Source organism: Nocardioides sp. Soil777 (genome assembly GCF_001428425.1).
GTDB classification, from domain to species: domain Bacteria; phylum Actinomycetota; class Actinomycetes; order Propionibacteriales; family Nocardioidaceae; genus Nocardioides; species Nocardioides terrigena.
Map to the genome: position 1 here is coordinate 506,467 of NZ_LMSN01000012.1, position 12,261 is coordinate 518,727.

14 protein-coding genes are annotated in these 12,261 nt (G+C 72.5%); 7 read left to right on the forward strand and 7 right to left on the reverse strand.

What is annotated here, in order from left to right; translation table 11 throughout:
• Positions 1-102: 102 nt before the first annotated feature.
• The 3 genes from ASG88_RS09920 to ASG88_RS09930 are packed head-to-tail and all read left to right on the forward strand — an operon-like array spanning position 103 to position 1,777.
• Positions 103-612 (forward strand): SigE family RNA polymerase sigma factor, encoded by a 510-nt coding sequence (locus tag ASG88_RS09920; RefSeq protein WP_056887241.1) that lies wholly within the window; start codon positions 103-105, stop codon positions 610-612.
• Positions 609-1,469, forward strand: a complete 861-nt coding sequence (locus ASG88_RS09925; RefSeq protein ID WP_056887242.1) for a hypothetical protein — start codon at positions 609-611, stop codon at positions 1,467-1,469. The genes ASG88_RS09920 and ASG88_RS09925 overlap by 4 nt, the downstream gene beginning before the upstream one ends.
• 29 nt (positions 1,470-1,498) lie before the next feature.
• On the forward strand, positions 1,499-1,777 hold the full coding sequence (locus ASG88_RS09930; protein WP_056887243.1) for a hypothetical protein: 279 nt from the start codon (positions 1,499-1,501) through the stop codon (positions 1,775-1,777).
• Between the two features lie 13 nt (positions 1,778-1,790).
• Here ASG88_RS09930 and ASG88_RS09935 read toward each other — a convergent pair whose 3' ends face one another.
• Genes ASG88_RS09935 through ASG88_RS09955 form a run of 5 tightly spaced genes read right to left on the reverse strand, consistent with a single transcriptional unit; the run spans position 1,791 to position 6,225 of the window.
• Entirely contained in the window at positions 1,791-2,939 is a 1,149-nt protein-coding gene (locus ASG88_RS09935) for an acyl-CoA dehydrogenase family protein (protein ID WP_056887244.1), read from the reverse strand.
• Positions 2,932-3,870, reverse strand: a complete 939-nt coding sequence (locus ASG88_RS09940; protein WP_082600185.1) for an oxygenase MpaB family protein — start codon at positions 3,868-3,870, stop codon at positions 2,932-2,934. The genes ASG88_RS09935 and ASG88_RS09940 overlap by 8 nt, the downstream gene beginning before the upstream one ends.
• Positions 3,858-4,898, reverse strand: coding sequence for an LLM class F420-dependent oxidoreductase (locus ASG88_RS09945; protein ID WP_056887245.1), 1,041 nt, complete (start codon positions 4,896-4,898; stop codon positions 3,858-3,860). The genes ASG88_RS09940 and ASG88_RS09945 overlap by 13 nt, the downstream gene beginning before the upstream one ends.
• A gap of 47 nt (positions 4,899-4,945) precedes the next feature.
• A complete protein-coding gene (locus tag ASG88_RS09950) occupies positions 4,946-5,686 on the reverse strand; it encodes a YqjF family protein (protein ID WP_235534790.1) in 741 nt (246 codons plus the stop codon).
• Positions 5,683-6,225: a YbaK/EbsC family protein gene (locus ASG88_RS09955; RefSeq protein WP_235534791.1), complete on the reverse strand. Its 543-nt coding sequence runs from the start codon at positions 6,223-6,225 to the stop codon at positions 5,683-5,685. The genes ASG88_RS09950 and ASG88_RS09955 overlap by 4 nt, the downstream gene beginning before the upstream one ends.
• A 77-nt stretch (positions 6,226-6,302) precedes the next feature.
• Between ASG88_RS09955 and ASG88_RS09960 the strand changes: the two genes are divergently transcribed.
• Together ASG88_RS09960 and ASG88_RS09965 are read left to right on the forward strand one after the other, a co-directional pair.
• Positions 6,303-7,385 carry a glycerophosphodiester phosphodiesterase family protein gene (locus ASG88_RS09960; RefSeq protein WP_082600186.1) on the forward strand — a complete coding sequence of 361 codons (1,083 nt, stop codon included), beginning with the start codon at positions 6,303-6,305 and terminating at the stop codon, positions 7,383-7,385.
• 52 nt (positions 7,386-7,437) lie between these two features.
• Positions 7,438-8,526, forward strand: coding sequence for a glycerophosphodiester phosphodiesterase (locus tag ASG88_RS09965; protein ID WP_056887248.1), 1,089 nt, complete (start codon positions 7,438-7,440; stop codon positions 8,524-8,526).
• 3 nt (positions 8,527-8,529) lie between these two features.
• Here ASG88_RS09965 and ASG88_RS09970 read toward each other — a convergent pair whose 3' ends face one another.
• The gene (locus ASG88_RS09970) at positions 8,530-8,880 is read right to left on the reverse strand and encodes a hypothetical protein (RefSeq protein WP_056887249.1); all 351 of its coding nucleotides are present in this window, start codon (positions 8,878-8,880) and stop codon (positions 8,530-8,532) included.
• 10 nt (positions 8,881-8,890) lie between these two features.
• Entirely contained in the window at positions 8,891-10,105 is a 1,215-nt protein-coding gene (locus ASG88_RS09975; RefSeq protein WP_056887250.1) for a PspC domain-containing protein, read from the reverse strand.
• A 144-nt stretch (positions 10,106-10,249) separates the two neighbouring features.
• Here ASG88_RS09975 and ASG88_RS09980 point away from each other — a divergent pair, with 144 nt between their 5' ends.
• Positions 10,250-11,524, forward strand: coding sequence for an ATP-binding protein (locus ASG88_RS09980; RefSeq protein ID WP_056887424.1), 1,275 nt, complete (start codon positions 10,250-10,252; stop codon positions 11,522-11,524).
• Positions 11,521-12,189: a LuxR C-terminal-related transcriptional regulator gene (locus ASG88_RS09985; protein ID WP_056887251.1), complete on the forward strand. Its 669-nt coding sequence runs from the start codon at positions 11,521-11,523 to the stop codon at positions 12,187-12,189. Before ASG88_RS09980 ends, ASG88_RS09985 begins: the two co-directional genes overlap by 4 nt.
• Positions 12,190-12,261: the final 72 nt, after the last annotated feature.

A 12,261-nucleotide genomic window follows, 5' to 3' on the forward strand; every position in this document is an offset into this window, starting at 1 on the left:
GAACCGAGCATCCGCGCCAAAGCGTTGAAGAAGTGTCCGTAGCCATGCGGCCGCGGAGGGCACATCATCGTTGTGGGACGTCTCGGTGGAAGGGATCGACCGATGACCGACGACCAGGACTTCGCCGACTTCGTCGCCGCCCGCTGGACGTCGCTCTACCGCCTCGCCTACCTGCTGGCCGCGTCGCCGACGGGCGCCGAGGACCTCCTGCAGACCACGCTGGAGAAGGCCTACGTGAACTGGGACCGCATCAGCCGTGTGGAGCACCCCGAGGCCTACGTGCGCCGCATGCTCGCCACCACCCTGGTCTCCAGCCGCCGCCGCGCCTGGAACCGCGAGAGGCCCAGCGAGCGGCTGCCGGAGATCCAGGGGGAGTCCGAGGAGCTGCAGGTGCTGGACCACTGCCTGCTCTGGCCGCTGGTGTGCGCCCTTCCCGAGAGGCAGCGAGCGGTGATCGTGCTGCGCTACTACGAGGGACTGACCGAAGCCCAGATCGCGGAGGCGCTCGGGTGTGCGAGGGGCACCGTGAAGTCTCAGTCGGCGGCGGCGGTAGGAGCCCTGCGGCGGGCCCTGGCGGCCGCAGGGGTGGGAGAGGCGGTGAGCACGTCATGAGTCTCGACGAGAACCTCCGAGTCACCCTCACGCGCGAGGCGGAGAGGCGGACCGCTCCGCCGCCCGACGTCGTCGGCATGATCAACGGGGGTCGCGTACGCCGTCGTCGTCGCACCGTCGTGCGGCTCGGTGCCGTCGCCGCCGCGACCGTGCTCGTGGGCTCGGCCGCCGCCGGCGTCCTGCAGGCCGACCTCGCCGACCTCGCCGACCCCGGCACCGGACCCGGTCCCGCCGGCACACGAGCCGACTCCTCGACGCCCGAGCCCCTGCCCGACGGCGGAGTCCCGCTCAGGTCAGGGGTCACCTACCGGCTGCCCATTGGCACCGACGCGTCCGGTGGGGCCATCGAGGTCCACCTGGCCGTCGAGGGGACGAACTGGCAAAATTCTGGCTTCCCGGTCGTGCACTACGCCTACGCGACCTTTGCCGGCTTCGGTGCCTACATGCCCTCCGCGCTGGCCGACGGCTCGGGCTGTCTCCGCGACCGTACGACCTCGGATCTGGGCGAGACCGCGCAGGACCTCGCGCAGCGGCTGACCGAGCTGCCGCGGAGCACGGTCCTCGAGTCGCCGACGCCGACGGAGGTCTTCGGGCGCGCTGCGCTCCACCTGCGGCTACGGATCGACGTCGACTGTCCGAATTACTACCGCGTCGCCCAGACAGTTCTCGGCGGCGGTCGCGGCATCACCTACTCCGGCGCAGGTCCCAATCCCGAGAGCGTCGTCATCGACTTCTGGGTCCTGGACATCGAGGGGACTCCGGTCGTGGTCGACCAGTGGCGCGACAACGACGCGCCGAGGGAGCTGGTGGACATGGCCAGGCGGGCTCGGGAGTCCATCACCTTCGTCGTCGACTAGCAGGCTGGACGACAGGTAGCGTCGCGTAGATGCCGGACGACCACACCACCGACGACATCGTGCACGAGTCCGCCCTGCAGCTCTGGGCGGCCGCGCAGACGGACTTCGACCCCTTCGAGGTGCCGCCCGAGGAGTGGGGACCGAACGTCGTCCCCGTCCGCGACGCCGACATCGCCCACGACACCCACCTCGACCTGGCGGTGGTGCGCGAGTCGATCGGGCGGCTGGAAGGCTCGCGCCTCGTCGCCGAGCGGGAGGGGTCCGACGTCGTGGTCACCCGGATCGTCCCGGACGACGTGCCGCTCTGACCGATGAGCCGGCCTACAGCCCGAGCATCCTCCCGATGATCTCCTTCTGGATCTCGGTGGTCCCGCCGTAGATCGTCTGGATCCGGGAGTCGGTGTAGGCCTTGGAGATCGGGTACTCGCTCATGTAGCCGTAGCCGCCGTGCAGCTGGACGCCCGCGTCCACGACCCGCTTCTGCAGCTCGGTGGTCCACCACTTCGCCATCGACGCGACCGAGGTGTCGACGGTGCCGGCGTTGAGCCGCAGCACGCAGTCGTTGACGAAGACCCGGGCGATGTGGGCCTCGGTCGCCATCTCGGCCAGCACGAACCGGTTGTGCTGGAACTTCCCGATCGGCTTGCCGAACGCCTCGCGCTCCTTGGCGTAGGCCAGGCAGAGCTCCAGCACGTGCTCGATCGCGGCGACCGCGATGCAGGCGATCGAGATCCGCTCCTGGGGCAGGTTCTCCATCAACGAGACGAATCCCGACCCGGGAGAGCCGAGCAGGTTGGCCTTCGGGACGTGGACGTCGGTGAACGACAGCTCGGCGGTGTCCTGGGCGTGCAGCCCCATCTTGTCGAGGTTGCGACCCCGCTCGAAGCCCTCCATCCCGCGCTCGACCACGAGCAGGCTGATGCCCTGGTGACCGGCCTCGGGATCGGTGCGGCAGACGACGATCACGAGGTCGGACAGGATCCCGTTGCTGATGAAGGTCTTGGACCCGTTGAGCACGTAGTGGTCGCCGGCGTCGACCGCCGTCGTACGGATGCCCTGCAGGTCCGAGCCGGCGCCCGGCTCGGTCATCGCGATCGCCGAGATCAGGTCGCCGGACACGAGCCCGGGCAGCCAGCGCCGCTTCTGCTCCTCGGTCCCGAGGGTGGAGATGTAGGGCACGATGATGTCGGTGTGCACGGCGAAACCGGGCCCGGAGGCCCCGACCCGGGCGGCCTCCTCGGCGAGCACCATGTTGTAGCGGAAGTCCGAGATCCCGGCGCCGCCGTACTCCTCCTCGACGTCGAAGCAGAGCAACCCCGCGTCGCCCGCCTTGCGCCACACGTCGCGGTCGACGACGCCGTCGGCCTCCCACTTCGCGTGGTACGGCGCGACCTCGCGCTCCATGAACGTGCGGACGGTGGCGCGGAAGTCCTCGTGCTCCTGCTCGAGGATCGACGGGCGCTCAGGCATGGGTGCTCCTAGGGAGGGTGGGACCGGCGTTCGAGGGGGAGTTGAGGGCGTCGAGCATGGACAGCGGGCCGAGGTCGGAGAGCCGGTGCCCGCCGGGGTAGGTGGTCGCGCGGTGGCGGAACTCCTCGCGGCGCGGGGGAGCGAAGCGCAGCAGGAACCCGCGTGCCCGCAGGCTGCGGCGGACCAGCCGGCCGAGCCAGGCGGGCTGCTCGGGCATCCCGAGCGCGATGCGCAGCGGCTCGTCCATGATCGCGATCGACACCCGCCGGACCAGGGGGCGCAGCGGCGCGGGCACGACGCTGCTCCCGATCGCGATCGTCGCCTCGGCGACGGCGTGGCCGGCGGGCGTGGGTTCGAAGTGCGCGCGCTCGTAGTCGATGAGGAGCGCCAGGTAGCCGTCGTACGTCGTGGGCAGGTCCTTGATGCCCATCAGCTCGCCGAAGCGCGTGGTCACCCGGGTGATCGCGACCAGCTCGTGGGGGTCGAGCGGGCGCCAGCCGTAGAGCGAGATCCAGCGCACCGGGCCGACGATGGTGGTGGCCAGCACGTAGGCGAGCTCGTCGTTCGGGATGTCGTAGTGGCCGTGGATCCGGTTGAGGCGGCGTACGGCGGCGTGCCCACGCTCGCTGTCGATCCCGTCGACGGTGGCCTCCTGGCCGATGAGGATCGTGTCGTCGTAGCGCTTCATGCCGTCGTGCTCGAACTCACCGGTCTCGTGCAGGAGCCGGGCGATGGGCGGCACTCCGTAGTCGCGCATGAAGGCGATCCCGGTCCCTTGCGAGTAGTCCCACGGGAACTCGCGGCGCGCGGTGAGGCCGAGGATCTCGTCGGCGTCCCGCTCGGGGTCGAGGGCGCGGATCCGTCGGAGGTTGTCGTAGCGGCGGGGATGGGCCAGCAGCCGAGGGCGGCCCCCTCGGGTCAGGAGACCCATTCCTTCACCTGTGCGATGGTCGCCGCCGGGTCGTCGGTCGCGGGCGTGAGCGAGAGGTTGGTGATGCCGGCCTCGCGGAAGGCGGCGATCCGCTCCTTCACGTAAGACGCGGGGCCGACGAGGTTGGCCGCCTCCAGCCACTCGGTGGGGACCAGCGCCTCGGCCTCCTTCTTCTTGCCCGAGAGGTAGAGGTCCTGGATCTCCGCGGCCTCCTTCTCGTAGCCGTAGGAGCGGGCGACGTCGTTGTAGAAGTTCTTGCCCCGGGCGCCCATGCCCCCGACGTACAGCGCGAAGGTCGGGCGGGCGAGGTCGAGCAGCGCCTTGGTCTCCGGGCCCTCACCGATGGCGACCATGCCGCCGGCGTTGATCTCGAGCGGGCCCAGGCCGGCCGAGCGCTTGGCCTTCCCGGCCGCGAGCGCGTCACCCCACACCAGGTGCGCCTTCTCGGGGTGGAACAGGATCGGGATCCACCCGTCGGCGATCTCGGCGGCCTGCTCGACGCTCTTGGGGCCGAGGCCGGCGATGTAGATCGGGATGGTGTCGCGGTCGGGGTGGGTGAGGATCTTGAGCGCCTTGCCGAGGCCGGTGACCGCGCCGTCCTCCTTGGTCAGCGGCAGCTTGATGATGCCGTCGTTGGTCAGCGGCTCGCGCTTGAGCCCGCGGCGCACGATGTCGATCACCTCGGCGGTGCGGCCCAGCGGCTTGGAGTAGGGGACCCCGTGGAAGCCCTCGATGACCTGGGGCCCGCTCGCGCCGAGGCCGAGGATCGCGCGGCCGCCGGAGACGTTGTCGAGTCCGGCCGCGGTCTGCAGCAGCGCTCCGGGGGTGCGGGAGTAGATGTTGAGGATCGCCGAGCCGATCTCGATCGTCTCGGTCTTGGCCGCGAGGTAGCCCATCAGCGTGGGGGAGTCGAAGCCGTAGGCCTCCGCCACCCAGACGGTGTCGAGGCCCGCCTTCTCGAGGGCGCTGACCTGGTCGGCGGCCTCGCGCGGGTTCCCGGCGTACATGAGCGGCATGGAGAGCTTCATGGGGCCAACTGTGACACCGTTACTGTCACGATCGCAAGGACCGTTGCTCAGCGGCGCAGCCGCGGACCGAAGACCACGTCGACCCCGGGCGAGAACATCACGTGGTCCGGCGCCCGGGCGGCCAGGTCGCCGAAGCCCGCCGCGGCGAGGAGCTCGTCGTCGAGCTCGTCGACGACGGCGTGGTGCAGCGGCCAGATCGGGTGCTCGTTGGGCCAGAAGCGGGTGCGTCCGCCCCGGTCGACCAGGTGCAGCCCCCACCGGGCCGTGAGGAAGTGCTCCAGCTCGCCGGCCTCGAGGCGCGCGCCGACGCTCACCGCGATCCGGGACCGGGCGCCGCGCGGCCCGGGCCACCGCCGCCGGCACGTGTAGGTCACCTGCGTCCCCGACCGCCGACGACGCATCCGCGACCACAGGTAGGGCAGCCGGGGACCGCCGCGAGCGGCCAGGACGGGCGCGAGCCGCGACGCGTCCAGGCTGACGAAGACCACGCCCCGGCGACCCTGCTCGTCGACCGAGTAGAGACGCACGTTGGTCTCGTGGAACGACCCGACGTAGGGCAGGCCGGGGCCGCCGAGGAGCCCGATGCCCTGCATCCAGAACGGGATCAGCCCGACGTACGTCGTCCCGTCCAGCGTGTCGGGGCGCGTCCCGGCCGGCAGGTACGGCTGCACCCGCTCCGGCGGCACCGCCCAGTGCAGGAAGGCCAGCTCCGACCAGCGCTGGGTGAAGACCGTGCGACCGGCGGCCCGGGGCGCGAGCGGGGTGATCGGCTCGGGTTCCACGCTCACGTCCCCAGGGCGGGCACGACCTCGGCGCCCGGGAGGTCCGCCAGGGTGCTGCCGGGCAGGAGCAGCTTGGATCGTCGTACGCCGGCGCCCAGGATCACCACCGGCTCGTCCAGCAGCCGCTCGTCGACGAGCAACCGCCAGCCCGCCGGCAGCCCGACGGGGGTGATCCCGCCGTGCTCCATGCCGGACTCCTCGACGGCGCGGTCCATCGCCAGGAAGGTGGCCTTGCGGACGTCGAGCAGGCGCCGGACCAGGGTGTTGACGTCGGCCCGGGTGTCGGCGCGGACCACGCAGGCGGCGGTGCGCTCCTCACCGGAGCGGCGGCCCGTGACGACCACGCAGTTGCCCGACGCGGCGAGCGGCAGGTCGTACTCCGCCGTCATCGCGGCCGTGTCGGCGAGGTCCGGATCGATCTCGACCACCGCCGCCCGGTCCGCCGCCGGCCACGAGGCCAGCGCCGCGGCCACCGGAGGGGCGACCAGGTCGAGGTGGTCGAGGACGGGCAGGGACTCGAGTCGCGGAAAGCTCGGCAGCGTCACCCGACCATCATGTGCCATTCACCCTGACGTCGTGCGGGCGTCCCGCCGCCGCCTCGTGCGGACCCGACCGTGGTCCCATGACCGTGCTCGGCACGACCGGACCGCTCCTCGACCGGACCTCCAGCCTCGTCCTGACCCCGGCGGTCGTGGCCCATCGCGGCGCCAGCGGGCACCGCCCCGAGCACACCCTGGACGCCTACCGGACCGCGATCCGGATGGGCGTCGACGACATCGAGCTCGACCTCGTCATCACCCGCGACGGCGTGCTCGTCGCCCGCCACGAGTCCGAGATCAGCCGCACCACCGACGTCGCCGACCACCCCGAGCTGGCGCACCTGCGCACCACCCGCACCATCGACGGCACCGAGCTGACGGGCTGGTTCGTCGAGGACCTCACCCTGGCCCAGCTCAAGACCCTCGCGGCGCGCGAGCGGATGCCGCGCCTGCGCCCGGACAACACGGCGTACGACGGGGTCGAGGGAGTTCCGACCTTCACCGAGGTGCTCGCCATGGTCGGCGCCGAGTCCGTACGACGCGGGCGCACCGTGGGCGTGATGGTCGAGCTCAAGCACGCGGCGTACTTCGACGCGATCGGGCTGCCGCTGGACCGCCCCCTGCTGGTCGACCTGGCCCGGCACGGGCTCGACCACCCCTGGGCGCGCGTCACCCTGATGTCCTTCGAGACGACCGTCCTGCGGCGGCTGGCCGGTCGCACCCGGCTGCCCGTCGTCCAGCTCCTCGACGTGGCCCACCGCCGGCCCGCCGACCTGGTCGCGCTCGGCGACCCGACGACGTACGGCGACCTCGTCACCCGCGACGGGCTGGCGTGGATCGACGACTACGCCGACGGGATCGGCCCGCACAAGGCACTGGTCCTGCCGCGCGATGCCGACGGGGCGGTGGGCGAACCGTCCCGGCTGGTCCGCGACGCGCACCGGGCCTGGCTGACCGTGCACGTCTGGACGGTGCGCGCCGAGAACCGCTTCCTGCCCACCAACCTGCGTCGCGGCAGCGCCCTCGACGCCCCCGGCGACATGTCCGGCGAGGTGCGCGCGCTCCTCGACGCCGGGGTGGACGGCGTCATCACCGACCACCCCGAGATCGCGCTCCGGACCGCCCGCGAGGTCCGCGCGCCGGATGTCGTCGGACGCGTCACCTGACGTTCACCCCGCGCTCGCGGCCCGGCCGTCCGCGCTCGTTTGGCTCCGGGGCATGACCTCTCGGAAGACCAGCATCGCCGCCGCCGTCGCCCTGACCGCCGCCGCGACCACCCTCCTCGTCCCCACCGCCGCGCAGGCGGGACCCAGCACCGACCTGTCGGCCGACCCCGTGGTGATCGGCCACCGCGGCGCCTCCGGCTACCGCCCCGAGCACACGATCGCGGCGTACGAGCTCGCCATCCGCCAGGGCGCCGACTACATCGAGCCCGACCTGGTCTCGACCAAGGACGGCGTCCTCGTCGCCCGCCACGAGAACGAGATCAGCGGCACCACCGACGTCGCCGACCGCCCCGAGTTCGCCGACCGGCGCACCACCAAGGTCATCGACGGCCGGACGGTGACCGGGTGGTTCACCGAGGACTTCACCTACAAGGAGCTGCGCACGCTGCGGGCCGTCGAGCGGCTGCCCGGCGTACGCCCGGACAACACGGCGTACGACGGCGGCTTCCGCGTCCCGACCCTGGACGAGGTGCTCAAGCTGGCCCGGCGCGAGGGCGTCGGCGTCTACCCGGAGACCAAGCACCCGACGTACTTCGACTCCATCGGGCTGTCCCTCGAGGAGCCGCTCGTGGCCGCGCTCGAGAAGCGGAAGCTGGACGACGCCGACGACGAGGTCGTCATCCAGTCCTTCGAGGTCTCCAACCTCCGCGACCTCGACACGATGGTCGACGTGGACCTCGCCCAGCTCGTCGACGGCGCGGGTGGTCCCTTCGACCTGCCCGGCACGACCTACGCCTCGATGGTGACGGCCGCCGGCCTGCGGACGATCGCGACGTACGCCGACGGCCTGGGCGCCGCGAAGAACTGGGTGCTGCCGCGCGACGCCTCCGGCGCCACGGGTGCCCCGTCGGCGGTGGTGGACGACGCCCACGCGGCGGGCCTCGTCGTGCACGTGTGGACGCTGCGCCGGGAGAACCAGTTCATGGCCACCGACTTCCGCGTCGGGACGGACCCGAACGCGCCCGGCGACATGTACGCCGAGTCGCTGGCGTTCCTCGGTGCCGGGGTCGACGGACTCTTCTCCGACAACCCCGACATCGCCGCGCGGGCCCTGGCCGACTGGCTCGCCGACCAGGACTGAGCGCTAGTACGTCGACGCGTCCCCGCGGCGGCGGCCGGTCAGCACGACCGCCAGCAGGCCGGCCACGCCGGCCGCCAGCCAGGGGAGCGGCATCAGCCAGCGCAGGTCGTCCGAGCCGATGGTGCCGGACTCGAAGAGCGCCCAGATGGCGGTGAGGCCGAGGAAGGCCACGCCCATCACCAGGTGCCCGACGTTGACGGGGTGACGTCCGGAGGTGTCGCGGACCGCCTCGGGGACGAGCGCCGCGGTCTGCGAGCGCTCGTGGTCGCGCAGGTCCTCCTCGAGGCCCTGGCTGGTGTTCTGGTGGATGTCGCTGCGGTCGCGGGGACCGTCGTAGCTCTCGTCGTTGCTCATCGTCTCGTCCTCACTGCTCGCGCACGGTGACCTGGCCGATGCCCAGGTCCACCTCGATGGTCATGTCGGGGACCTCGTCGCCCCCGTCGACGAAGCCGTCCTGCTGGACGTCGAAGCCACCGCTCTCCTGCTCGAAGACCTCGACGTTGCCGACGCCGGCCGAGGCGTCGACCGAGACGTCCATGCCCCGGGGGACGACGACCTCGACGGTGCCCACACCGCCGTCGACGGTGATGTCGCGGCCGTCGAGGCCGTCGACGTCGGTGATGCCGGACAGGTCCAGCGTCATCTCGCCGGTCCCGAGGTCGTAGCTGTCGCGCACCTCGCCCACGGTGGTGGGGGCGTAGGCGAGACGGGTGCCCTCCAGGTCCTCGGACGCCGTGCCGGCGACCGTGGCGACCGCGGCGATCAGACCCACCAGGATGAGCCCGCCGGCACGGCCCCAGAAGGCGCCGAGGACCAGCATCACGCCGGTGACGGCCATGGCGAGGGCGGCGTAGCCGGCGTCGGGGACGTCGGTGCCGGCGGCGTCGATGACGCCCAGCGTGCCGATCCCGATCGCGATGAGCGCCAGGGTCGACCAGAAGAGGAGGGGCCCCCGCTTGCGGGGGTTGCGGGGACGCACGTAGGCGGCGGGGTCGTAGGTGGGGCCGGTGTACGTCGGTCCCGCGTAGGCGGGGCCTGCCTGCTCGAAGCCGTCGTACGTCGAGCCGGTGAGGCTCGACCCGTAGCCCGAGGTGGGTCGGACCGCGTGCTGCTGGTTGCGGTTGAGGAACCACAGGACGACCAGCCCGACGATGACGACCGGCCAGGGGAACCAGAACGCGCCGGCCCAGTCGCCGAGAGCGGCCAGTGCGGCCAGCACTCCCGCGCCGATCAGCGCGATCCGGCGGCTGCGCTCGTCGAGGCCGAGCGGCTGGTCGGCGGTGCCCTCCTCGGGCACCAGCAGCCAGCCGGCGGCGTACAGGAGGAGGCCCGAGCCGCCGAAGAAGACCAGCACCACCAGCGCGACGCGCACGATGATCGGGTCGACGTCGAGGTGGCGGGCCAGCCCACCGGCGACGCCGGCGACGCGGCGGTCGGTGACCGAGCGGCGGAGCCGCCCGAGGTCGCGCATCTCCTCGCGGGAGACGCGGGGACCCTCGGTGGTCGGCGGGGTGACCGGCGCCGGGGGGTCGGTGGCCGGCGGCTCCGGCTGGTCGGGAGGGGGTGTGGTCGTGTCCATGGCTCCAGCGTGGGCTCTGCGTCGTCGTCGGACCATCGGTGACGACCCTGAAAGCTGCCGGTGCCCACGGGGTCGGACCTCAGGGTCGAGTCGGGGTCGTGCCTCATGGGAAGGGTCGTCCTGGCCTGCGACGATGGTGGCACGATGAGTTCCCCACTGTCCGTACGCCGTGCCTACCGCGACACGTCCGCCCCCGTGGCGGGCGGCGTCGCGGCCGGCCTCGCGCGCCACCTCGGCATCGCCGTGCTGTGGGTGCGGGTGGGGTTCGTGGTGCTCGCGCTGATCGACGGCCTCGGCATCCTGCTGTACGCCGCGCTGTGGGTCTTCCTGCCGGCGGACAGCCGGTTCGCCGACGAGGCGCCCGGCCTGGCCAGCGCCCGTCGCGGGGGACGCCGGCCGCGGCGGGTGGGACGGCTCGCGAGCGCCGGGCCGGCGATCGCGATCGGCGCCCTCCTCTTCGGTGGGGTGCTGGGCTTCGAGGCGGTCTTCGGCCAGGGCGTGCTGTTCTGGCCGGTGGTCCTCGGGGTCGCGGGCATCGCGCTGCTGTGGCGCCAGGCCGACGAGGCCCAGCGCGAGCGGTGGCTCGACTCCACGGGCCGGATCGACCCCTTCCGCGCGGTCTTCGGCAACGGCGGCTGGGCGGCGTACGCCCGGGTCCTCATCGGCCTGGGACTGGTCGTGGTCGCCCTCGTGGTCTTCGGCGTCACCACCGGCTCGGTCCGGTTCGCCGGCCCGGTCGTGGTGGCCGGGCTGCTCGGCATCCTGGGGCTCGCGCTCGTCGTCGGACCGTGGGCGCTGCGCCTGGTCAACGACCTCGGCGCCGAGCGGGCCGAGCGGGTCCGCACCCAGGAGCGGGCCGACATGGCCGCGCACCTGCACGACTCGGTGCTCCAGACCCTGGCCCTGATCCAGAAGAACTCGGGCGACGCGACCACCGTCGCCCGGCTCGCCCGGGCCCAGGAGCGCGACCTGCGCACCTGGCTCTTCGAGGGCGAGGCGACCGACGACACCACCCTGGCCGGGGCGCTGCGCGACGTGGCCGCCTCGGTGGAGGAGACCCACCCGGTGGTCGTCGACGTCGTCACCGTGGGCGACTGCGCCGACTCCGAGGCCGTGCGCACCGTCGCCAACGCCACGCGCGAGGCGGTGGTCAACGCCGCCCGGCATGCCGGGGTGCCGCGCGTCGACGTCTACGTCGAGGCGACGCCCGACGCGGTCGAGGTCTTCGTCCGCGACCGCGGCGCCGGCTTCGACCTCGACGCGGTGGCGGCCGACCGCCACGGCGTCCGCAGCAGCATCATCGACCGCATGGCCCGTCACGGCGGCAGTGCGGAGGTCCGTACGTCGCCCGGTGCCGGCACCGAGGTCCGCCTGCACATGCCCCTGCGCACCAACCCCGCAGCACGAGGAGAGTCATGACCGAGACCGCCCGTCCCGTCCGTCCGGTGAGGGTCGTGATCGTCGACGACCACGCGATGTTCCGTGCGGGGGTGCGCGCCGAGCTCGCGGGAGCGGGTGCCGGGGAGGTCGACGTCGTCGCCGAGGCGGCCGACGTCGCGGAGGCGGTCGCCGCCATCCGCGAGCACCAGCCGCTGGTGGTGCTCCTCGACGTGCACCTGCCCGGGGGAGGGGGCGTGGAGGTGATGCGCCAGGCGCCCTCGCCGCAGGCGCGCTACCTCGCGCTGTCGGTGAGCGACGCCGCCGAGGACGTCATCGGCACCATCCGCGGCGGTGCGCGCGGCTACGTCACCAAGACCATCACCGGTCCCGAGCTCGTGGACGCGATCGCCCGGGTGGCCGACGGCGACGCCGTCTTCTCCCCGCGGCTGGCCGGCTTCGTCCTCGACGCCTTCGCCGGCTCCATCGACGTCGCCGCGGTCGACGAGGACCTCGACCGGCTCACCGAGCGCGAGCGCGAGGTGATGCGCCTCATCGCCCGTGGCTACGCCTACAAGGAGGTCGCCCGCGAGCTGTTCATCTCCGTCAAGACCGTCGAGACCCACATGTCCTCGACGCTGCGCAAGCTCCAGCTGTCGAGCCGCCACGAGCTCACCCGGTGGGCCTCGGACCGTCGCCTGCTGTGAGCACCGACGGGGTGTAGTGGATTGACAAAGGTTCCCTCCTTCCGGTCGGGTTGGGGGATTCCACAACTCCAC

Bases quoted from the DNA above. Each gene is read 5' to 3' on its own strand.
- ASG88_RS09920 (WP_056887241.1), top strand. From the start codon at position 103: ATGACCGACGACCAGGACTTCGCCGACTTCGTCGCCGCCCGCTGGACG.
- ASG88_RS09925 (WP_056887242.1), top strand. From the start codon at position 609: ATGAGTCTCGACGAGAACCTCCGAGTCACCCTCACGCGCGAGGCGGAG.
- ASG88_RS09930 (WP_056887243.1), top strand. From the start codon at position 1,499: ATGCCGGACGACCACACCACCGACGACATCGTGCACGAGTCCGCCCTG.
- ASG88_RS09935 (WP_056887244.1), bottom strand. From the start codon at position 2,939: ATGCCTGAGCGCCCGTCGATCCTCGAGCAGGAGCACGAGGACTTCCGC.
- ASG88_RS09940 (WP_082600185.1), bottom strand. From the start codon at position 3,870: ATGGGTCTCCTGACCCGAGGGGGCCGCCCTCGGCTGCTGGCCCATCCC.
- ASG88_RS09945 (WP_056887245.1), bottom strand. From the start codon at position 4,898: ATGAAGCTCTCCATGCCGCTCATGTACGCCGGGAACCCGCGCGAGGCC.
- ASG88_RS09960 (WP_082600186.1), top strand. From the start codon at position 6,303: ATGACCGTGCTCGGCACGACCGGACCGCTCCTCGACCGGACCTCCAGC.
- ASG88_RS09965 (WP_056887248.1), top strand. From the start codon at position 7,438: ATGACCTCTCGGAAGACCAGCATCGCCGCCGCCGTCGCCCTGACCGCC.
- ASG88_RS09970 (WP_056887249.1), bottom strand. From the start codon at position 8,880: ATGAGCAACGACGAGAGCTACGACGGTCCCCGCGACCGCAGCGACATC.
- ASG88_RS09975 (WP_056887250.1), bottom strand. From the start codon at position 10,105: ATGGACACGACCACACCCCCTCCCGACCAGCCGGAGCCGCCGGCCACC.
- ASG88_RS09980 (WP_056887424.1), top strand. From the start codon at position 10,250: ATGAGTTCCCCACTGTCCGTACGCCGTGCCTACCGCGACACGTCCGCC.
- ASG88_RS09985 (WP_056887251.1), top strand. From the start codon at position 11,521: ATGACCGAGACCGCCCGTCCCGTCCGTCCGGTGAGGGTCGTGATCGTC.